Below are 20,212 nucleotides of genomic sequence, written 5' to 3' on the forward strand. Positions count from 1 at the left end.
CTGCCTTCACGCGCCCGCGCCCGCCCGCACGCACCACGGCAGCGTCCGCCGGGCCCCGGCATCGCCTTGTGCGGCACCGACGCGCTCCCGTACTCCTCGCACTCGGCACATCCAATGTCTGAATCGGGGCCAAGGTGCTCGCCGGGCTCACATCCTGAAATGGTCAAGGAAGTTGTGTCGCAGGGCTAGACACGGGCGATGTTCATATCCGTTAATCCATCCCATGTATCAATGGACAGGATCGACGGGACCGAGGTCCCTGTGGACCTCGGGCCTTCTCGTGGTCACTCCGTTGGACATATGAATTTCATCGGCGGCAGACACGTCCGTGACGTGCTGCACCCGACCGCCGGACGTGCGTGCCCGGCACATCGACGACCAAGCCGTCGCTCCCCCTCACCGAAAGGTGCAAGATGACCTCCTCCGTCAGCAGACGGCGTCTCCTGCAGATAGCCGGGGCGACCGCCGCCGCCTCTGCCACCGGATCCTTCATCGGCGCACCCGCCCATGCGGCCGTCCCTCCCGCAAGGGCCGACATCGGGGTCTCCGTGTACCCCTTCGACCTCGGCCAGGTCCGGCTCAGCGCGAGCCGGTGGCTTGACAACCAGGACCGGACGCGGAACTACCTGCGGTTCGTCGACGTCGACCGGCTGCTGTACAACTTCCGCGCCAACCACCGGCTGTCGACCAACGGCGCGGCCGCCACCGGCGGTTGGGACGCCCCGACGTTCCCCTTCCGCACCCACGTCCAAGGGCACTTCCTGACGGCGTGGGCACAGCTGTACGCCGTGACCGGGGACACCGTCTGCCGGGACAAGGCGACCACCATGGTCGCGGAACTGGCCAAGTGCCAGGCCAACAACAGCGCCGCCGGTTTCAGCGCCGGGTATCTCTCCGGCTACCCCGAGTCCGACTTCACCGCTCTCGAGCAGCGAACCCTGACCAACGGCAACGTGCCGTACTACACCATCCACAAGACCCTCGCCGGCCTCCTGGACGTCTGGCGCCACATCGGCAGCACACAGGCCCGTGACGTGCTCCTCGCCCTGGCGGGGTGGGTGGACGGACGTACCGGCCGGCTGAGCGGCCAGCAGATGCAGGCCATGCTGGGAACCGAGTTCGGCGGCATGAACACCGTGCTGACCGATCTCTACCAGCAGACCAATGACGCGCGGTGGCTCACCGTGGCCCAACGATTCGACCACGCCGCGGTGTTCGACCCCCTGGCCGCCGGCCAGGACCAACTCAACGGGCTGCACGCCAACACCCAGGTACCCAAGTGGATCGGAGCCGCCCGGGAGTACAAGGCCACCGGCACGACCCGCTACCGGAACATCGCCAACAACGCCTGGAACACCACCGTCAACTCGCACACCTACGCGATCGGCGGCAACAGCCAGGCGGAGCACTTCCGCGCCCCGAACGCCCTCGCCGGCTACCTGAACACGGACACCTGCGAAAGCTGCAACACCTTCAACATGCTCACCCTCACCCGGGAACTGTTCGCCCTGGACCCGGACCGGGTCGCGCTGTTCGACTACTACGAACGTGCATGGCTGAACCAGATGATCGGCCAGCAGAACCCTGCCGACGACCACGGCCACGTCACCTACTTCACCCCGCTCAACCCGGGAGGCCGACGCGGTGTGGGCCCGGCGTGGGGCGGCGGCACCTGGAGCACCGACTACGGCACCTTCTGGTGCTGCCAGGGCACGGGCCTGGAGATGCACACCAGGCTGACGGACTCCATCTACTTCCGCACCGACAACACGCTGATCGTGAACCTGTTCGTGCCTTCGGTGCTCAACTGGTCGCAACGCGGAATCACGGTCACCCAGACCACGTCGTTCCCCGACAGCGACACCACGACCCTCCAGCTCACGGGCAACGTCAGCGGAACCTGGGCGATGCGCATCCGCATCCCGGGCTGGACCACCGGGGCCACCGTCAGCGTCAACGGCGTCGCCCAGCCCGTCACCACCACGCCGGGCAGCTACGCCACCCTGAACCGCGCGTGGGCCTCCGGCGACACGGTCACGGTCCGCCTGCCCATGCGGATCGTCATGCGAGCCGCCAACGACAACGCGAACGTCGCCGCGATCACCTACGGTCCGGTGGTCCTGTCCGGTGACTACGGGAATTCCACGCTCAGTGCGCTTCCGTCACTGGACACGTCCTCGATCACACGGACCAGCAGCACGTCGCTCAACTTCACGGCCACCGCGAACGGCTCCACCGTCAACCTGGGCCCGTTCCACAACGCGCACGGCCACAACTACACCGTCTACTGGAACACCAGCGGCACGGCCACCGTCCGGCTGGCCAACGTGGGCAGCGGTCTCGTGCTGGGCATCCAGAACATGTCCACGGCCAACGGCGGCCGCGCCCTGCAGTGGAACGACTCGGGCACCGCCGACCACAACTGGGAAATGATCACCGACGGAACCGCGTTCCGCTTCCGCAACGCCAACAGCGGCAAGGTGCTCGGCATCTTGGACATGTCCACGGCGGACGGAGCCACCGTGCTGCAGTGGTCGGACAACGGCACCGCCGACCACCGATGGACGCTACTCGACCAGGGCGACGGGACCTACAAGATCCGCAACGTGAACAGCGGCAAGCTGCTCGCCATCGCGAGCAACTCCACCGCCGTCGGGGCGTTCGCGGTCCAGGACTCGGACGACGGCACCGCCGACAACCGCTGGCGCATCCTGCGGAACTGAGGTCCGTCGCCCAGCGGATCCTGATCGTCCACCCCTTCATTCCGCTCGACGCTTCGACCCATGTTCGATATGACGAACATGGCCGCGCATCAGAAGTCCGGCCGGCCCCGACGGGGCCGGCCGGAATCGCTCACTCAAAGAAAGCAGGCCCCCATGCACAGACCTGGATTCAGCCGCAGGCATCTGTCCGTGGCGCTCGCGGCCCTGGTCGCCTCGGCGGCGACGCTCGTCGTCAACCCGGCTCACGCGGCCAGCAGTGGCGCCGTGCGCGGTACGGGCTCCGGGCGGTGTCTCGATGTTCCGGGCGCCAGCCAGAGCGACGGCACGAATCTGCAGATCTGGGACTGCTGGAACGGCACCAACCAGCAGTGGACGTCGACGGACAGCAACCAGCTCACCGTGTACGGCGACAAGTGCCTGGATTCGCCGGGCCACGCCACCACGCCCGGGACCCGGCCGGTGATCTGGAGCTGTACCGGAGGCGCGAACCAGCAGTGGCGGGTGAACTCCGACGGCACCATCGTCGGCGTGGAATCCGGGCTGTGCCTTGCCACCACGGGATCCGGTACGGCCAACGGCACCGCGGTCGAGCTCGCGACGTGCAACGGCGGCAGCAACCAGAAGTGGACCGGCCTGGCCTCGACCGGCAGCACGTGTTCCCTGCCGTCGACGTACCGGTGGACCTCCACGGGCGCCCTGGCGCAGCCGTCGAACGGATGGTCCTCGCTGAAGGACTTCACCACCGTGACGTACAACGGCAAGCACCTGGTCTACGGGACGAACTATTCGACGTCCACCGGGAAGTGGGGCTCGATGGCGTTCGCCCCCTTCACGAACTGGTCGGACATGGCAACGGCCTCCCAGACCGGCATGAACGAGAACGCGGTGGCGCCGTCCCTGTTCTACTTCGCCCCGAAGAAGATCTGGGTGCTGGCCTATCAGTGGGGCGCGTGGCCCTTCATCTACCGCACCTCCAGCGACCCCACCAACGCCAACGGCTGGTCCGCGCCGCAGGCGCTGTTCACCGGCACCATCCCCCGTACCGAGTCCGGCACCGGCCCGATCGACCAGACCCTGATCGCCGACGACCAGAACATGTACCTGTTCTTCGCCGGTGACAACGGCAAGATCTACAAGGCGACCATGCCGATCGGGAATTTCCCGGGCAACTTCGGCTCCTCGTACACCACGGTCATGAGCGACACGGCCAACAACCTTTTCGAGGCGCCCCAGGTCTACAAGGTCAAGGACCAGAACCAGTACCTCATGATCGTCGAGGCGAAGACGTCCAGCAACGTGCGCTACTTCCGCTCGTTCACCGCCTCCAGCCTGAACGGTTCATGGACTCCGCAGGCCACCAGCGAGAGCAGCCCCTTCGCGGGCAAGGCCAACAGCGGCGCCACCTGGACCAACGACATCAGCCACGGCGACCTGGTCCGGAACAACCCCGACCAGACCATGACCATCGACCCGTGCAACCTGCAGTTCCTCTACCAGGGCCAGGCTCCCAACCCGCCGCAGGGCACACCCTACGAGCAGCTGCCCTACCGGCCCGGCGTGCTCACCCTGCAGCGCTGACCGGCACACCCGTGATCACCAGCTCGTGACCGTGCCGGGCGGGGCCCGCGAACGAGCGGCCTCCGCCCGGCCCGGGGAAGGCGGGACCTCCCTGCCTTCCCCGCGGTGGAGCACTTCTCACCCACCCTCCACGCCGCGGCCGGCGTCGGAGCGGGGCCGGGGTCAGGACGGGTCGCCGTACTGGAGTCCGCGTCCGTTGGTGCCGATGTAGACACGGAACGTCCTTGACGGCGTCGACCACGTACAGGGCCCGGCCCGGTAGGAGGCGCCGGGCGCGGCCTTGCCGAGGCCCAGGGCGGAGGCGGACCGCATCAGGTCGAGGGTGGTGAAGGTGCGGCCGCCGTCGGTGGGGTGGACGCCGTCCTGCGCGCCGCCATGACCGACCTGACCAGCACCGAGTCGTCGGAGATGTGTCAGCCTGGCGGAGGGGCGCCGGGCTCCCCCGCTCCCGGACCGCTCTTGCGCCGGTCAGCGACGCTTGTCACAGTGGCCGGGCACTCCCGGGCGCTGGCCGTGCCCGGCAGGGACCCCGTGGAGAACACCGTGAACGACAACCGACCGGCCGGCCATGGGCCCACTCTTCCGCTCACGGTGGCCGACGTCCTGGCCCTTCCGGTCCTGGCCGCGGGGCAGCCCCAGGTCGTGACCGGCGCGCCTCAGCTGGACCGGCCGGTCGGATGGGTCCACATCACCGAACTGACCGACCCGGCGTCGTTCCTCAAGGGCGGCGAACTCGTCCTCACGACCGGGATGCCGCTTCCGGAGGACGCGTCCGGCGTGCGCCGGTACGTCGACGAACTCGCCGACGTCGGAGCCGCGGCGCTGGTCATCGAACTCGTACGCCGCTACCACCGCCCGCCGGACGCGCTCGTCGACGCCTGCCGCCTGCGGGGACTCCCCCTCGTCACCCTCGCCAAGGACGTCAACTTCCTCGAGGTGACCCAGGTCGTGCACGCCCTGCTGCTCGGCAACCAGGCGGACGCGATGCGCCGCACCCAGCGCATCCACGAGGCGTTCACCGCGCTGACCCTGCGGGGCGCCGGCCCGGAGGACGTGGTGCGCGCGGCGGCGGAGACGAGCGGCCGCACGGTCGTCCTGGAGAACCTCACGCACCAGGCGCTGATCTGCGAACCGTCCGGGCTCACCGTCGAGGAGGCACTCACCGACTGGGAGCGGCGCTCCAGGGCGACCGGACCCGGCGACCACACGGCGACACGAGGCCCGGAGGGCTGGCTCACCGCCTCCGTCGAGTACCGGGGCGAACGCTGGGGTCGCGTGGCCATGCTCCCGGCGCGCACCGACGGACCGGCGTTCGGGCCGCAGGACGTCACCGTGCTGGAACGGGCCGCCATGGCCCTGACCGTGGCACGCCTCATCCACCCCACCCCGTGGGAACGCACCGCACACCGCAACGCCCTGCTCGATCTCGTGGAACAGCGCCACCGCTCCGCGCAGGACGCCCGCGCCCGCTGCGCCGCACTGGGCCTGCCGACCGATCGGAGCCACTTCCTGGCCGGCCTGGTGGACCTAGGCGCGGGCGCGGGGAAGGGAGGAGCCGAGACCGAGTCCCGTCTGGTGCGGGAGCTGAGCACGGCGGGCGTGCCGGCCCTGGTCGGCGAACTGGCCCCCGGCCGTCTCGGCATCCTGCTGGGTCTGCGCGCCTCCCAGCCGTGGCGTCCCGTCGTCGAGCGCCTGTCCGGCACGGTGCTGGGTCTGGTCCCGGGGGCGGTCGTGAGCATCGGCTGCGAGGTCGCGGACATCGCCGACACGGCCCGCTCGTTCCGGGCCGCGGCCCGCGTCGCCGAGGCCACCCCGCCCGGCCAGCCCCTCCCCCGGGACCGCTCCTTCCACGAGCTGTCCGACATCGGTCTGCGCCGCCTGCTCTACGCCCTGCGCGAGGAACCCCGGGTCCAGGAGTACACCGAACGGCAGCTCCGGCGCCTCCTCGACCACGACGCCCAGCACGGCACCGACCTGCTGACGACCCTGCGCCACTACCTCGAGGCAGCCGGCAACAAGACGACCGCCGCCCGCCGGGGCGGCCTCTCCCGCGAGACCTTGTACCAACGCCTGCGCACCGTCGAGCGCCTCCTCGCCCGTGACCTCGAATCGGGCGACCAGCGCACCGAGCTCCACGTGGCGCTCACGGCACTCGACGTGTGGCGAGCCGGCTGACGCGCGAGGTCCCGTCCGTGCGCCGGCGCGCCGCCCGCGAGGGGGTGCACGGTCAGTGCGGGCCAGCGCACCGGCGGCAGGGGCGGGGCGGACCGCGAGGAGACCCAAGTCGCGCTCGTGCAGGCCCTCTTCGGGCCCGGACGGCACACCCGGGTCTCACACTTGTCCCGTAGGACGGTGATCAAGCGGTCGGAGGGTCTCAAAGCGCGGGTACGCAGGCGAGGTTGGGGGGAGAATGGCCGCCATGACGTACGAAGGCTCCTCCATCGACCCGGCCAAGCCCAGCATCGCCCGCGTCTACGACTACCTGCTCGGCGGCAAGGACAACTACGCCGTGGACCGCGAGATCGGCGATGTGTTCAAGCGCGACCTGCCCGGTTCGGTCGCCATCGCCTTCGCCAACCGCTCGGCCCTGACCCGGGCGGTCAAGGAGATCGCGAAGACCACCGGCATTCGGCAGTTCATCGACCTCGGCAGCGGCCTGCCCACCGCCGACAACGTCCACCAGGTCGCGCAACGGCACGCTCCCGAGTCCCGGGTCGTCTACGTCGACACCGATCTCCAAGTGTTGGTCCACGGCCGCGCGTTGCTGGAGAACAACGACCGGACCCGTGTGGTCGCGGTCGACGTGCGCAACCCCGAAGGCATCCGCACTCATCCCGACACCGTCGAACTCATCGACTTCGACCGTCCCGTCGCCGTCATCCTCAGCGCCATCCTCCATCACGTCAACGACGACGAGGATCCGGCCGGCATCGTCCGCTACTGGCGCGACCACGTCCCTTCCGGAAGCTACTTCTTCATCAGCCACTTCCGCTCCGGCAACAACCCGGAGACCGAGGAGGCCGAGAAGGTCCTCCAGCAGACGTTCGGCCGCGGCCGGTGGCGCACGGACGCCGAGATCGCCGCCCTCCTGGACGGCTTGGAGATCCTCGATCCGGGGATCGTGCCCGCGTCCCTGTGGCGTCCCGACGAGACCGACAACCCGTGGACCAGCGCCGGCAAACGAGAGCTCACGGTCTGGGAACACCTCATCGCCGCCGGACTGGCACGGAAGGCGTAGAGCTGGTGCGAGCCGCTGGGACGGGCCGGCCGACCACCGGCCCGTCGCGGGTAATTTCGTAGGCCATTCAATCGAACCTTCAATTGGCGAAAATTCAACCGGACCCACTCGACGTGCCGTCCGTTCGATTTCTTCTCGACTGTTCATTAACATGGTCCATATGAATGCGACACCGGAGTTCTATGTGGTAAGGGAGGGCGACACGCTCTCCGAAATCGCGGCCATGTTCGATGTGACACTGGCCCAGGTAAAGAAGTGGAACCCCCAGATCAAGAATCCGAACCTGATTCACCCGGGCCAGCGGGTCCGCGTGGCGGCGCCGACCGACGTGCCGGACAACGACGATGAGCCCTTCCCGGGCAAGGACTTCTTCCAGTCGTCCGTGAGCAGCCCGATCATCGAGGTCATGGGATGGCGCCTCATCGAAGAGGGCTGCTCGGCGTATGCCGACGAGCCGGACCTCCAGTGGAGCGAGGCCGACCGGAAATCCTACGCCGAGTGGCAGCGGAAACTCGGCTTCATCGGCAGTGACGCCGACGGCATTCCGGGACGGAAATCGTGGGACAAACTCCATGTACCGGCTCTCCACATGAGTGAATAGCTGCCCGGTGCCCTGACCGAAGGAGGGCCGGCGATGGGCGTTCTTCTGACGGCTGGTGAAACAACCCGGCCCGGTGCCCCACGGCCCTCTCTCGGACCGCGTGGCGCGCCACCGCGGTCGCGCTGGCGGGCCCTGGCAAGAGCGCGACTGGCCTGCCTCGAGGTGCAACTGAAACGAGAGGAGTCCAGGCGGCCGTGCGACGACGGCCGCAAGGCCTATCTAGACGGAGTGCGGGCGCATCTCGAGAAGGCCCGATCCGCGGCCGACGAGGAGTTCGGGTGGCGGCGGCCCTGGTCCGGCTCGATCGCCCGTGAGGGCGTCTGGTCGAATCTGCGCGGCGCCGACGTGCTGCTGCTCCGCCTGGTGCCCGACGAGGAGGCCGTCGGCCGCGCGAGCGAGGTCATGGCGCTGGTCAAACGGCATCTGGACAGGGACGACCCGCGGCGCGTCCGGCTCACGCAACGGATCCGCCATATCGTCTCCGGTGGGCTGACCCCGGACGACCGTGAACTGCTGGCCCGCGCGCTCGACAGCGCGTACAGCAGTCTGGACGCCGAGCTGGCCCGGGTCCGCAGCCTGCGCAACATGCTCTGGACCGCGACGATCCTCGTCTTCATCGGCGTGGCGGGCCTCGCTCTCTACGGTGCGTTGGCCCCCCGCGCGCTCAGCCTGTGCTTCGCACCCAAGGCCAGCGCCGGCGACCCGAACCAGATGCACGTCGTTTGTCCCAGCGCGGAGTACCACGACAGAACGGCGAACACCGTTCCCAGCGACCTCGCCCGGTCGCAGGACATCCTCACGGTCGAGATCGCCGGGCTGCTCGGAGCGGCACTCACGGTCATCGCCTCGCTGCGCCGCATCCGGGGCACCAGCGCGCCCTACATGCTCCCTCTTGCCTCGGCGGCGCTGAAGATCCCGACCGGGGCCCTGTCGGCCTTTCTCGGGGTGCTGCTGATCCGGGGTGCCTTCGTCCCCGGGCTCAGCGACCTGGACAGCCGGGCGCAGGTACTCGCGTGGGCAGCGGTCTTCGGGGCCGCACAACATCTCGTGACCCGCCTCGTCGACGACCGGGCGCAGATGACGCTGTCGGAGGTGGGCGGACCGACCGGAACGGCGGTCCGCCAGGAGAGCCGCGCCGTCATCGAGGACGACGGGCCCGGGCACGACCTGACGACCGGACCAGCGGCTGCCGTGGAGCAGGCCGGTGACGGAACCCCCGCCGCACCGGACGAGAAACCGGACCGCGTCCCGGCGGAGGAAACGACCGCGACGTGACCCGGATGGGAAACGACGGGTGAACCGTGTCGCAGGCGGGTGAAGGGGTCGCGGCGGGCCCCGTCGACGAGGCGGGGGCAGCGGGGCAGCGGGGCAACGCATCAGCACCTTGAGGTCGTCCGCCTTGAGGTCGTCCGCCTTGAGGTCGTCGCGCGAGTCGGTGACACCGGCTCGCCGACCCCAGCGCGCCCCCTGCTCGTCCGTGAGATTCCCCCGCCCGCGACCGGAGCCAGACCATTTGATGCGACTTCCGACGTCCACCGATGAGTTCCGCGGGCCGGACCTGTCTACCCGGCGAACACCCGTCGAACCTAGGACTGGAGAACCATCATGGCCACTCCCTCACACGCCGGTCGCATGCTCTTCGTGAACATGCCCGTGGCGGACGTCGAGCGCAGCAAGGCGTTCTTCGCGCGGCTCGGATTCAGCTACAACCCGATGTTCACCGACGAGAGCGCCGCCTGCATGCAGGTCGGCGAGCAGGCCTCCGTCATGCTGCTCAGCCGCGAGACGTTCGCGAAGTTCGCGAAGCTGCCGATGGCCGATCCCACCACGCACACGCTGGCGCTCTACTGTTTCAGCGTGTCAGCCCGCGATGAGGTCGACACGGTCGTCGAGGCCGCGCTCGCCGCGGGCGGCGTCGAGGCGGACGGCCCCGAGGACCACGGCTTCATGTACTCACGCAGCTTCTACGACCTCGACGGCCACGGCTGGCAGGTCATGTGGATGAACCCGTCGAGCGTATCGACGTCGCCCACGACGACATGACGCTGTTCGGGACGACATGACGCACTGGACCCAGCCGCTTCACGTCCCCCTCCCGGGCTTCGACCAAAGGGTGCCGAAGCCGGCAGATCTGCTCCGCCTTGCCCACCGCCTCGCGGAGTGAACCGCGTCCCGCCCCGCGAGGCCCCCCACGAACAACTCCAGCGCGGAGCGCGAGAGGCCGAATGACGCGATCGGCCGTCAGTTCTTCTTCAGCTCCTGGGCGAGCATCACCAGGATGCCGCTGGGGCCGCGGACGTACGTGAGCTTGTAGACGTCTTCATAGGTCGCCACCCCGCGCAGCGGATGGCATCCGTGCTTTGCCGCTGTCTCAAGGGCTTGGTCGATGTCGTCGACCGAGAAGGCGACGCGATGCATGCCGATCTCGTTGGGACGCGTGGGATCCGTCTCGATCGCTTCGGGGTGGATGGACTCGAAGAGCTCGAGACGACCTTGACCGTCCGGCGTCTGGAGCATCGCGATGTTGGCGTGGTTGCCGTCGAGGCCGACGGCGGTGTCCGTCCACTCACCGCTGACCGTGTCACGGCCGAGGACCGTGAGGCCGAGGTCGGTGAAAAAGGCGATCGATGCTTCGAGGTCGCGAACCGCGATGCCGACGTTCTCCAGTTTGATGGCCATGCGCTGCATCGTATCGAGCCGGCCGATCGGGTCCCTTCCGGCAAGGACGCCACGCGGGCGATCCCGGCACCACCGACCGAGACAGGCGCCCTCGTGGACGGGGCACGGCCGGCCTCGACGGTACGTCGGTATCCGGCTGTTCACCATGACGAAGACGGAGGGACAACGACGACCGGCGAGGCACAGGGGGTTCCCTCACCGGACACGCCGCGGCACTACCGGGCGGTTCCCCTCGGCGAGTACGCTCCCCACCGCGCGCTCCGGCGACCGGTCGGGAACGTGGGCGGAGGCGCCGCACCGCAACCGCGGCGGCCGAAACGGTGTCTCCTCACGCGTGGCTCGCTGCTTCGGAGGGGCGGAGGTCGGGCCGAACGGCCGCCGTGGGGGGATGGAAATGGACACATGGGCAGTACCCGGATACACCGAGTCACTGGAACTCGGGGCAGGGGCGAGCGGGCGGGTCGTCCTGGCCGTGCACGAGGAGACCGGCGTTCCGGTGGCGGTCAAGTACCTCAGCGAGTCACTGCGTACCAGGCCCGGCTTCGTGCAGGGGTTCAGAGCTGAGGCGCGGCTGCTCGGCGGGCTGGAGAGCCCCTACGTCGCCGACCTGTACGAGTACGTCGAGAGCCCGGACGGCGCCGCCATCGTGATGGAGCTGGTGGACGGCGTGTCGTTGCGGACCCTGCTGACCAGGGCGGCCCCGCTCGAGCCCGAGGCCGCGCTCGTGGTCCTCAAGGGGTCGCTGCTCGGCCTGGCCGACGCGCATCGCGTCGGCGTCGTCCATCGCGACTACAAACCGGAGAACGTCCTGGTCGTGCCGGACGGATCGTCCAGGCTCGTCGACTTCGGGATCGCCGTGGACGTCGGCGCCAGCGCCGGCGCAGCCGGGACCCCCTCCTACATGGCCCCGGAGCAGTGGACCGGCGCCCCCGCCTCGCCCGCCGCCGACGTGTACGCGGCCACGGCCACCTTCTTCGAGTGCCTGACGAGCCACCGGCCCTACACCGGTGACAATCTCGCCGAACTCGCCTTGCAGCACGTCGATGGGCCGATCCCCGCCGACGAGGCCCCCGAGGCGGTGCGGGACCTGGTGCGGCGCGGCCTCGCCAAGGACCCGGTGGAACGTCCCGCGCACGCCGAGGCGTTCGTCGCGGAGCTGGAGGCGGCCGCGGGCGCCGCCTACGGGGCCGACTGGGAGGAACGCGGACGTGGCCGGCTCGCCGCGCTGGTGGCACTGGTGCCGCTGCTCCTGCCCTCGGCCCGCAACGCGCCGCCCAGCACCACGACGGACACCGCGCGCACGGTCCTGGGCCGCGAAGCCGCCCACGGCACGGCGCGGGCGTGGCTGCCCGGCCGGGCGGGGATGCTCGTCTCCGCCGCGGCCGTGATCCTGGGCGTCCTCCTGTCCTACAGCCTGCGGCAGGCCCCGGACGCGGCGCCGCAACAGGCGGCGCAGGCACTGGCCACCAGTAGTGCCCAGGCAGCCGCGGGGCCGGCGATGTCCACCGCTCCGACCACGTCGGCCGACCCCTCCGCGTCCCCGTCCTCCAGCGCGTCGTCCAGCGCGTCACCCGGCCCGTCGGACTCGGCTTCGGTCTCGGCCCCGGTGACGGCCGACCCCGGCGAACCCCCGGCGTCCGCCACCGTGGCTCCGGTCGAGGAGACGACCTCCAGCGGTCCGACCACCGGGGCCACGCCGACGACCGCCTCCCCGAGCCCGCCGTCGGCTCCCGCCGTGAAGGGCGTCACGGTGACGGGCTTCCGGCAGACGGGGCCGACGACCGCCACCGCGACCATCACCGTCACGACGGACGGAACCGGCCCGTTCTCCGTCGACATCGCGTGGTACACGAGCGCCGGCGGCCGCGGGCTCGGCACACCGGACGGCGCGTCCCAGTCCTTCGCGCGAAGCGGATCCACCCAGTACACCCTCGCCGTCGACCACACCTTCCGGGGCACTGGCTGCTACTGGGCGATAGGGGCGACCACGACACCCGCTTCCGCCGACGGCGGCGGCTCGCGACAACTTCTGACCAGGCAGTGTGAGATCCGATGACCGCTCACCACGACAGCACCCCGCTCTCCGCCGAAGACAGCGAGCCCACCCAGGTGCTCGGCGGCGCAGCCGGGCCCACCCAGGTGCTCGGCGACCTCGGCGAGCACGCGCGGAGCTCCGAGCCCGGCCCGGAGGACGCCGAGTACAGCGCCACCGTGCTGGCCAGTCACTGGATCCAACGGCCGTCCGAGGCGGACACGACCCTCGTCACGCCGCCCTTCACGCAGACGCAGGTGACGCCGACGCCCGCACCGGACCGCGTCGAAGGCACCGTGCTGCGCTTCGGCCCGGGCGTGACCGCCGCGGTCGCCGAGCGCACCCACCGGACGCTGCCCTCGATGCCGTCTCCTCCCGCGCCCTCGCGGCGGCGTCTGCGCAGACATGCCCTGCCTGCGCTGGTGCTGATCGGCGTCATCGCACTTCTCGCCTGGCAGCGCCTCGGCCCGTCCCTCGAAGCGGGCGCGGTGCAGGTAGTGGCGCGGCCGGCGGTCGTGGGGTGCGACGACACCGCGGACGTCGTCGGCCTCGTCGCCACGAACGGCCGACCGGGGACGCTCTCGTACCGCTGGGTCCGAAGCGACGGGACGGCCTCGGGTGTCCTGCGGGAAGTGGTGGCCGGGGGCCAGCGTCAGGCACGCCTGCACCTGCTGTGGACCTTCCAGGGCAGGAGCCACTACGCGGCCCGGGCCGAACTGCATCTCCTCTCCCCGGTCGACCGCACGGTCGTCACCGATCTCACGTACGACTGTCCCTGAGCGGCCGCGCATGCCTGACCAGTTGTACGACCGCGCAAGCCGTCGCTGCGCGCTCGACGCCCTCGATCCCTCCTTGCGGGCGGCACTGCTGGCCGAGGCCGAGCTGCAAGGGCTCGGCGACCTCTCGGCCGTCGTGACCGCCTGTGTGGAGACCCGCAGTGTCCCGCGCCGCCGTCCCGGCGTCCTGCCCCGGCTGCTCGGCGGAGGCCCGACCCAGACGTCCCTGACCGCCGCCGTGTTGACGCCGCGACATCTGCTGCTGGCGGTGACCCATGTGCGCACGGGATCGACCACCGCGCTCTGCGGACGGCTGGACGACATGACCGTGACCGAGGTCGATCCACGGCTCGTCATGGACAGCGGCGTCTCCGTGTGCACACGTTGGTCGAACCATTCCGAGGCGGGCTCGATGCACGTCGGCCTCGGCGACGACCCGGTGGGGGTCTGGTTCAAGGACGTGTTGCGTCGTGCCGTCCAGGAGACGAGAAGGGCCCAGGGCGACGACCGGGCGCGCTGACCTGCGCTGGGCCCGGTTCGACTCGTCCCGCCCGCCCGGCGGCCACACGCCAGGCCGGGCCGCCGTCGACGAACAGCACGATCCTCGGACGCGAACCGGCCGCCAACGCACGTGCACGGCCGCCCCGTTGGCCTCGCGGGCTCTGGATGCGGTAGGGGTGCAGCGGAGGCGGCCGGTCAGGAACGAGGCTCAAGTACTTCCAGGGCTCCGGTTTCTGTGTCGTAGCTGCGCAAGGTGGTGAGCCGGACCGACAACGGCGGCGCCGGCAGCAGTTCGGGGATCCGCCGGTCGGCGAAGGCCCCGGCCCGGCGGGTCCGTCCGAGGGTGACGTGCGGGCTCCAGCGTCCGGGTTCGTGGAAGGGGTTGAGGGCTTCGGGCCGGCTGTCCGAGGAGACCGCCTCCCACACCCGGCGGTGCAGGTCGGCCAGCGCCCTGTCGAGGTCCAGAGCCCAGGCCAGCACCGATGTGGGCCGCTCGAAACGGACCACACCGGTGAACCTCACCGCCAGCGGCAGAGCAGCCGCCACCTCGGCGAGCTCCCAGCGAATCGGGGCGGTCAACTCCCCGCACGAAGCCAGCGTGAGATGCGGGCTGTTGGTGGGAGAACGGTGGCGCGCCTGACTGGGGAGCCCCGCATCCGCGAGTCGCCGCCACGCCTCCCGCACGGCCACGTCCGCCGCCTCATCCAGCAATACCTCGACCGTGCGCACCACAGCAGCCTACCGGCGATCACCCTCGATCCACCGAGGACGACGCTCAGGTCGAGGGCCCGGACAGCGGCACGCCACCCGGGCGTTCGCACGCTACGGAACGGGCTCGAATCCATGCGGCAGGACGACCGCGCCCATGTCTCTCACGCCACTGTCACCGCGACGGCGGTCCGGTGACGGCTTCGGTGCCGATCCACCGGACGGCGCCTAATCGTCCCCGCTGCTCTGCCGCGAGCGGGAACTCCCACTGCTCGCGCTGCGCGCCAGCTCACTGCCGAGCAGCGTCGCCTTCGCCACACCGCGCGCCCAGCGAGGGGCGTCACCGCGGGCATCCCAGAAGACGCAGACGCAGCCACCGATGACGAGCAGAAGGGCAATCGACAGGATGAGCACAAGCACGCTCTACGCTCCGTTCGTATGCTGGTCCCCCCATCCTCTCAGGCGGCTGTCATCTCGAGCGGTGGATTCGAGAAGCTGCCGGAGTCCGGTGCGATGCGGGTCCGGGGCACGACGGGGAACAGCGCCCGTATCGCTCTTCCCGGACATGGCGGGGGCAGCCCCTGCCGCGCGGCGCAGACGCTCAGCCGGGACCACCGCGCATCTGATCGCCCGTCACGACGCGGGCCGCCGACCACGCCTTCCCGGCGACACCCGGGCGCAGGCCTCCCCGCACTTCCTGTACGGAGGTACGCCCCAAGCCGACGCACTCCTGGGCGAGACTGCGTGGCCGCACGTCCTTGAAGGGCTCGCCGGCACGGCTACGCGTGCATGGACCCCGTGGAGCGCGGTCGGCGGCGAGCGGTCGAGCTTCGCCTCCGGGCGACCGAGGCCCCGTCCTCACACCTTGAGGGTGTAGCTGACTTCGGTGCGGGCGACGATGAATCCGGCCCGCTCGTACAGGCCGTTCGCTCCGGTCAGGCCGTCTGCGTCCACGTCGAGGCTCGCCCGGTCGAATCCGTCGTCCTGCGCGGAGCGCAGGGCATGGCTGATCAACGCGCCGGCCACGCCGCGCCGGCGGTATGCGGGGCGGGTTCCGATGCGCATGAAGTGTGCGTCACGAACACGGGTCGCCTCGGTGTCGGCGTCCCAGGAAAAGGTCAGCAGCATGCCGGCGGCCGCACCGCTGCCCGCGTCGCGCAACAGGAAGCTGAGGCCAGGGCGGAAAGCCTGCCAGCCGAGCAGCCCACGCCACTGCTCCGGGGGCATCGGAACGCCGCCCCGACGCTCGAGGAAGGCCTCGTTGCCGACCGCGAGGAACTCGGGGTCGTTGTCGGCGGAATAGCCCTCGAAGACGAAGCCTTCGGGTGCCGGCACGTCGACGATGGCGGCTCCGAGCGGATGCCGCAGGTGCGAGTACGAGCGGAGAGGCGTCATTGCCGCGGCTCGGTAGCAGGCGAGGGCGCTGTCGTTGAGCGCGTTGTTCTGGACATCGACGGCCAGCGGCAGGCCGGGGTGATGAATGCTGTGCAGCACCTTGGCGCTCGCGATCCCGGCGGCCAGCAGCTCGGCGCCGAGTCCCCGGCGCCGGTAGTCCGGATGCACGCCGCCGCTCACGCCCACCCGGTGCACCCCCTCGGCGAGCGGCTTGTGGGCTGCGGAGGAGTAGCCCACCATGAGGTCGCCGTCGAAGACGCCGACCGTGCCCCGGCCGAGGTCGAGCAGAGGGGCGTTGATCTGCTCGGCGGCATCCGACTCGGAGTAGTACTCGCCGAACACGTCGGCGGCCTCGATCGCGTTGAGCAGTTCGGCCAGGGCGGCGGCGTCCCTCGCGGCGATCGGGCGGCGGGTGAGACTTGCGAGGTCGAAGGCCATGGCTCGACCGTAGACAGCGCCGGATCACGATGTCATCCGAATTGCTGAGTGCGACGTCCGCGCACGGGTTCAGCAAAGCGTGGCCTTCGCCACAATTTACCCATTTATGGACATACGCATGGCTATAAGTAGTCTCAAGGCTGGTTGCGCTTCTTCGGTGATCAGCGCAGGGATGCAGAGACAGACAGTGCCATGGGAGAAGTGTTTGATCATGCTGAGGAAACGACGCACCGGACTGGTGGCTACGACCGGCGTACTCGGCGGCGTACTCGCGGTCACGGCCCTCGGCGGTACAAGCATCGCTGCCACAGGTACCGACAGCCCCAGCCCCGGCACCCACTCCGCGTCACCGGCGCGGGCGCAGCAGGAGGGCGCTGCGGAAACCTCCGAGGCCCGCATACAGATCACGCCCGGGCAGGGCACCCACAACGTCGGGATCGACGACCCGGTCGGTGTCACCGTCAGCAAGGGCAAGCTCACCAAGGTGACCATGACCGCCGTCGCGACCGGGGCCGAGGTTGCGGGCACCGTGTCCGCGGACGGCGTCTCCTGGAAGCCGAACGGCCCGCTGGAGCGTGCCACCGCGTATCAGATCGCCGCAGAGGCCGAGGACGCCAAGAGGCGCCCCGCCAGCGGTAACGCCACGATCACCACGGTCTCGCCGGCCAACGACTTCATCGGCCACCTCTCCCCCGAGGACGGCTCGACCGTCGGCGTGGGCATGCCGGTGACGGTCACCTTCGACAGGGCGGTCGGCGACAAGGCCGCCGTGGAGTCGGAGATCCAGGTCAGCTCCAGCAGCGGCCAGCAGGTCGTCGGCCGCTGGCTCACCGACCACCGCCTCGACTTCCGCCCCGAGAACTACTGGATGCCCGGCTCCACCGTCACCGTCACGCTCACCCGCTACGGCGTCCAGAAGACGGTCACGTTCACGATCGGCCGGAGCCAGATCAGCACCGTGGACGCGAAGACGAAGCAGATGACCGTCGTCCGCAACGGCAAGACGATCAGAACCATCCCGATCTCGTCCGGCAGCGCCGAGCACCCGACGTACAACGGTCGGATGGTGATATCCGAGAAGTTCCGGCACATCCACATGAACGGTGCGAGCGTCGGCCTCAAGGAGAAGAACGGCAAGCCCTCGTACGACATCAAGGCCGTGCCGCACGCCATGCGTCTGACCGACTCGGGCACGTTCATCCACGGCAACTACTGGGGCGCCGACTCGGTCTTCGGCAAGGTCAACACCAGCCACGGCTGCGTAGGTCTCAAGGACGTCAGGAACGGCGGCAACAGCAGGCTGCCGGCCGCGTGGTTCTTCGACCACTCGTTGATCGGTGACGTCGTGATCGTCAAGAACCCCAAGGACAAGACCATGCCGGCCCCGGACAACGGCCTCAGCGACTGGAACGTGCCGTGGAGCGAGTGGGTCGCGGGCAGCCCGGCCGGCTGACACCAGGCCACGCTCCCGGGCCCCTCGGCCAGGGCCCGCTCGGCCTCCCTCTCGGCGGATGGGTCGACGACCGGGCGGAGCACCCCGGTGTCGTTGACTCCGGCCTGGCGAGCGGCGTCCTGCCCCTCAACCGAGAGACTGCGCCGACGGGCCCGGGCGCGTACGGGCCTCCCGAGGATTCAACGGCCCGTGGTCCTCCGCGCAGACGACCACCGCGCGCAGAGGTTCACCACAGTCCGCATGGCGAACCTCCAGGGGCGGCCCCTCCGGGTCCGCCGTGTACCGGTCGCCCCACTGCTTGAGCGCGATCATCGTGGGCCACAGATCCCAGCCCTTGCGGGTGAGCCGGTACTCGTGCCGGGTACGACGGCCCTGCTCGCGGTAGGCGACGGTCTCCAGGATCCCGGCCGCCACCAGCTTGCGCAGCCGGTCGGCCAGGACGGCCTCGGACAGTCCGACGTGCCGCCGGAAGTCGTCGAAACGCCGGACGCCGTTCATGGCGTCCCTGATCAGCAACAGCGACCACTTCTCGCCGACCAGGTCCAAAGTGCGATGGACCGTGCAGTTCTCCGCGCTCGTCTCCAGCCACCTCATGCGCCCATCCTAGGCTGGCTTCGTGATTGACAGCCAGAGGGGGGCGCGGCTAACTTCAATTGCAGAAGTCAGCCATGTCAGGGAGTGGGAATGCGCAGGTCACGTACGTTCGAGTGGTCGGACCCCGCCGTCTCTGCCGGAGCCATCGGAAGTCACAGCGGTCTCGACTTCCTCCGCGAGATCCTGGCCGGCCGGCTGCCCGCACCGCCGGTCGCCGCCGCCCTGGGCTTCACCCTGGAGGAGGCCGAGCACGGCCGCGCGGTCTTCGTGCTGGTGCCGGGCGAGGAGCACTACAACCCGATCGGCAGCGTCCACGGCGGCGTCTTCGCCACGCTCCTCGACTCGGCGGCAGGCTGCGCCGTCCAGTCCGTGCTGCCTCAGGGCACGGGTTACACCTCGCTCGACCTGACCTTGAAGTTCCTGCGCCCGGTCACCGTCGACACCGGCAAAATCCGCGCCATCGGCACCGTGCTCCACGGCGGCCGCCGTACCGCGCTCGCCCAGGCGGAGCTGCGTGACTCCGAGGACCGGCTGCTGGCCCAGGCCATCAGCAGTTGCATGCTCTTCCCCGTCGCGCCCCGCTGACCGCCCCGCGCGGCCTGCGACGCCTCGATGCCCCTGAGAAGGACTCCGGCCCGGAGAGCCGGCAGATCGACGAGATCGTCGTACTGCTGGGCGTGGCGGACATGGCCGCGAGCAAGCGGTTCTCTGTCGAGCGCGTCCTCAAGGCGGCGAAGGGCTTCGGCGGCAAGTACGTCGAGTTCGACGCCTCGGGGAGCCCTGTGAAGTTGTCGCTGTACGGGCGTCGGGGTCTGGCCGAGGTCGCCGGCGTACCGCCGGAGGGGGCGGGGTCGTCCCGGCTCGCGATCGGCGGCGACGCCGAGCCCTGCGCGGCGGTCCGCGTCCCGCTGAATCCGTCGAGATCGGTGGCCACACACCCGGGGCAGGCGTTGCCGATCAGGATGCCGGTGCCCCTCAACTCCTCCGCGTACTGGGGGACGCCCCCCACCTCCGGCCGGTCGAGGTCACCACACCGCCTCAACTCCCCCTGTTCGCCTTGCCCGTCACCACGGCGATCGCTTCGCCGTCGCACAGCCGCCTGCGCCCGGTCGCCGACCTGATCCGCGCAGCGACCCGCCTCTGAGCCCACATCACCAGGTGCCCGCCACCCGCAGCGGTGCGGCCCGCTTCGGCGGCCTCCGGGCCGGGACCCGGTCGCTGTACAGCCGGCCGTCAGCCGGCCGGGACCCGGTCGCTGAACGGCGGAGGCCGGCCGTGACAGCCTGCACCGGTGGCTCGCCCGGACAACTCTGCGCGGCGCGGGGGCGATGACGCATGGCGGGCTGATAAACCGCATTCAACTGATTGTCACCGCTTCGAGGTAAGCATCCCGTCTCCCCGGTGGATGCGGGCGGTTCAGCGGCTAGCTTTCTGCAGGTGGACGGATACCCGTGATCCTTCCCGCTCGTCGCCCCATCCTCCCTGTCTCCCGTCCG

General features: G+C 70.0%; 19 protein-coding genes. 13 read left to right on the forward strand and 6 right to left on the reverse strand.

What is annotated here, in order from left to right; all coding sequences use genetic code 11:
* Positions 1-413 precede the first annotated feature (413 nt).
* Positions 414-2,723: a beta-L-arabinofuranosidase domain-containing protein gene (locus QF032_RS01240; protein WP_307054479.1), complete on the forward strand. Its 2,310-nt coding sequence runs from the start codon at positions 414-416 to the stop codon at positions 2,721-2,723.
* Between the two features lie 153 nt (positions 2,724-2,876).
* Complete coding sequence (locus tag QF032_RS01245) at positions 2,877-4,301, forward strand: non-reducing end alpha-L-arabinofuranosidase family hydrolase (RefSeq protein WP_307039201.1); 1,425 nt, start codon at positions 2,877-2,879, stop codon at positions 4,299-4,301.
* A gap of 162 nt (positions 4,302-4,463) precedes the next feature.
* Here the strand turns inward: QF032_RS01245 and QF032_RS01250 are convergent, their stop codons facing one another.
* Entirely contained in the window at positions 4,464-4,613 is a 150-nt protein-coding gene (locus tag QF032_RS01250) for a hypothetical protein (RefSeq protein ID WP_307054480.1), read from the reverse strand.
* 231 nt (positions 4,614-4,844) lie between these two features.
* Between QF032_RS01250 and QF032_RS01255 the strand changes: the two genes are divergently transcribed.
* The 5 genes from QF032_RS01255 to QF032_RS01275 all read left to right on the forward strand — a co-directional run bounded on the left by QF032_RS01255 (position 4,845) and on the right by QF032_RS01275 (position 10,183).
* The gene (locus QF032_RS01255) at positions 4,845-6,476 is read left to right on the forward strand and encodes a PucR family transcriptional regulator (protein WP_307054482.1); all 1,632 of its coding nucleotides are present in this window, start codon (positions 4,845-4,847) and stop codon (positions 6,474-6,476) included.
* Positions 6,477-6,720: 244 nt separating this feature from the next.
* Positions 6,721-7,539: an SAM-dependent methyltransferase gene (locus QF032_RS01260; protein ID WP_307039205.1), complete on the forward strand. Its 819-nt coding sequence runs from the start codon at positions 6,721-6,723 to the stop codon at positions 7,537-7,539.
* Positions 7,540-7,699: 160 nt separating this feature from the next.
* The gene (locus QF032_RS01265) at positions 7,700-8,140 is read left to right on the forward strand and encodes a peptidoglycan-binding protein (RefSeq protein WP_307054484.1); all 441 of its coding nucleotides are present in this window, start codon (positions 7,700-7,702) and stop codon (positions 8,138-8,140) included.
* Between the two features lie 228 nt (positions 8,141-8,368).
* A complete protein-coding gene (locus QF032_RS01270) occupies positions 8,369-9,415 on the forward strand; it encodes a hypothetical protein (RefSeq protein WP_307054486.1) in 1,047 nt (348 codons plus the stop codon).
* 330 nt (positions 9,416-9,745) lie between these two features.
* Positions 9,746-10,183: a VOC family protein gene (locus tag QF032_RS01275; RefSeq protein ID WP_307039209.1), complete on the forward strand. Its 438-nt coding sequence runs from the start codon at positions 9,746-9,748 to the stop codon at positions 10,181-10,183.
* Positions 10,184-10,381: 198 nt separating this feature from the next.
* Here the strand turns inward: QF032_RS01275 and QF032_RS01285 are convergent, their stop codons facing one another.
* Positions 10,382-10,819 carry a VOC family protein gene (locus QF032_RS01285; protein ID WP_307054487.1) on the reverse strand — a complete coding sequence of 146 codons (438 nt, stop codon included), beginning with the start codon at positions 10,817-10,819 and terminating at the stop codon, positions 10,382-10,384.
* Between the two features lie 394 nt (positions 10,820-11,213).
* On the opposite strand from QF032_RS01285, the gene QF032_RS01290 reads away from it, so the two are divergent.
* Genes QF032_RS01290 through QF032_RS01300 form a run of 3 tightly spaced genes read left to right on the forward strand, consistent with a single transcriptional unit; the run spans position 11,214 to position 14,147 of the window.
* Positions 11,214-12,875 (forward strand): serine/threonine-protein kinase, encoded by a 1,662-nt coding sequence (locus QF032_RS01290; protein ID WP_307054489.1) that lies wholly within the window; start codon positions 11,214-11,216, stop codon positions 12,873-12,875.
* A complete protein-coding gene (locus QF032_RS01295) occupies positions 12,872-13,630 on the forward strand; it encodes a hypothetical protein (RefSeq protein ID WP_307054491.1) in 759 nt (252 codons plus the stop codon). The genes QF032_RS01290 and QF032_RS01295 overlap by 4 nt, the downstream gene beginning before the upstream one ends.
* A gap of 10 nt (positions 13,631-13,640) precedes the next feature.
* Positions 13,641-14,147 (forward strand): hypothetical protein, encoded by a 507-nt coding sequence (locus tag QF032_RS01300; RefSeq protein ID WP_307039219.1) that lies wholly within the window; start codon positions 13,641-13,643, stop codon positions 14,145-14,147.
* A 176-nt stretch (positions 14,148-14,323) separates the two neighbouring features.
* On the opposite strand, the gene QF032_RS01305 is transcribed toward QF032_RS01300, so the two are convergent.
* The 3 genes from QF032_RS01305 to QF032_RS01315 all read right to left on the reverse strand — a co-directional run bounded on the left by QF032_RS01305 (position 14,324) and on the right by QF032_RS01315 (position 16,669).
* On the reverse strand, positions 14,324-14,857 hold the full coding sequence (locus tag QF032_RS01305) for a 2'-5' RNA ligase family protein (RefSeq protein WP_307054493.1): 534 nt from the start codon (positions 14,855-14,857) through the stop codon (positions 14,324-14,326).
* A gap of 207 nt (positions 14,858-15,064) precedes the next feature.
* Entirely contained in the window at positions 15,065-15,256 is a 192-nt protein-coding gene (locus QF032_RS01310) for a hypothetical protein (RefSeq protein ID WP_307054494.1), read from the reverse strand.
* A 438-nt stretch (positions 15,257-15,694) separates the two neighbouring features.
* A complete protein-coding gene (locus QF032_RS01315; protein WP_307054496.1) occupies positions 15,695-16,669 on the reverse strand; it encodes a GNAT family N-acetyltransferase in 975 nt (324 codons plus the stop codon).
* A 211-nt stretch (positions 16,670-16,880) separates the two neighbouring features.
* On the opposite strand from QF032_RS01315, the gene QF032_RS01320 reads away from it, so the two are divergent.
* On the forward strand, positions 16,881-18,122 hold the full coding sequence (locus QF032_RS01320) for a L,D-transpeptidase (protein ID WP_307054497.1): 1,242 nt from the start codon (positions 16,881-16,883) through the stop codon (positions 18,120-18,122).
* 126 nt (positions 18,123-18,248) lie between these two features.
* On the opposite strand, the gene QF032_RS01325 is transcribed toward QF032_RS01320, so the two are convergent.
* Entirely contained in the window at positions 18,249-18,716 is a 468-nt protein-coding gene (locus QF032_RS01325) for a winged helix-turn-helix transcriptional regulator (RefSeq protein WP_307039226.1), read from the reverse strand.
* Between the two features lie 90 nt (positions 18,717-18,806).
* Here QF032_RS01325 and QF032_RS01330 point away from each other — a divergent pair, with 90 nt between their 5' ends.
* Complete coding sequence (locus QF032_RS01330; protein ID WP_307039229.1) at positions 18,807-19,301, forward strand: PaaI family thioesterase; 495 nt, start codon at positions 18,807-18,809, stop codon at positions 19,299-19,301.
* Positions 19,271-19,837 (forward strand): hypothetical protein, encoded by a 567-nt coding sequence (locus tag QF032_RS01335; RefSeq protein ID WP_307054499.1) that lies wholly within the window; start codon positions 19,271-19,273, stop codon positions 19,835-19,837. The genes QF032_RS01330 and QF032_RS01335 overlap by 31 nt, the downstream gene beginning before the upstream one ends.
* The last annotated feature ends 375 nt before the right edge of the window (positions 19,838-20,212 follow it).

Origin of the sequence: Streptomyces achromogenes (genome assembly GCF_030816715.1) — a bacterium.
GTDB classification, from domain to species: Bacteria; Actinomycetota; Actinomycetes; order Streptomycetales; family Streptomycetaceae; genus Streptomyces; species Streptomyces achromogenes_A.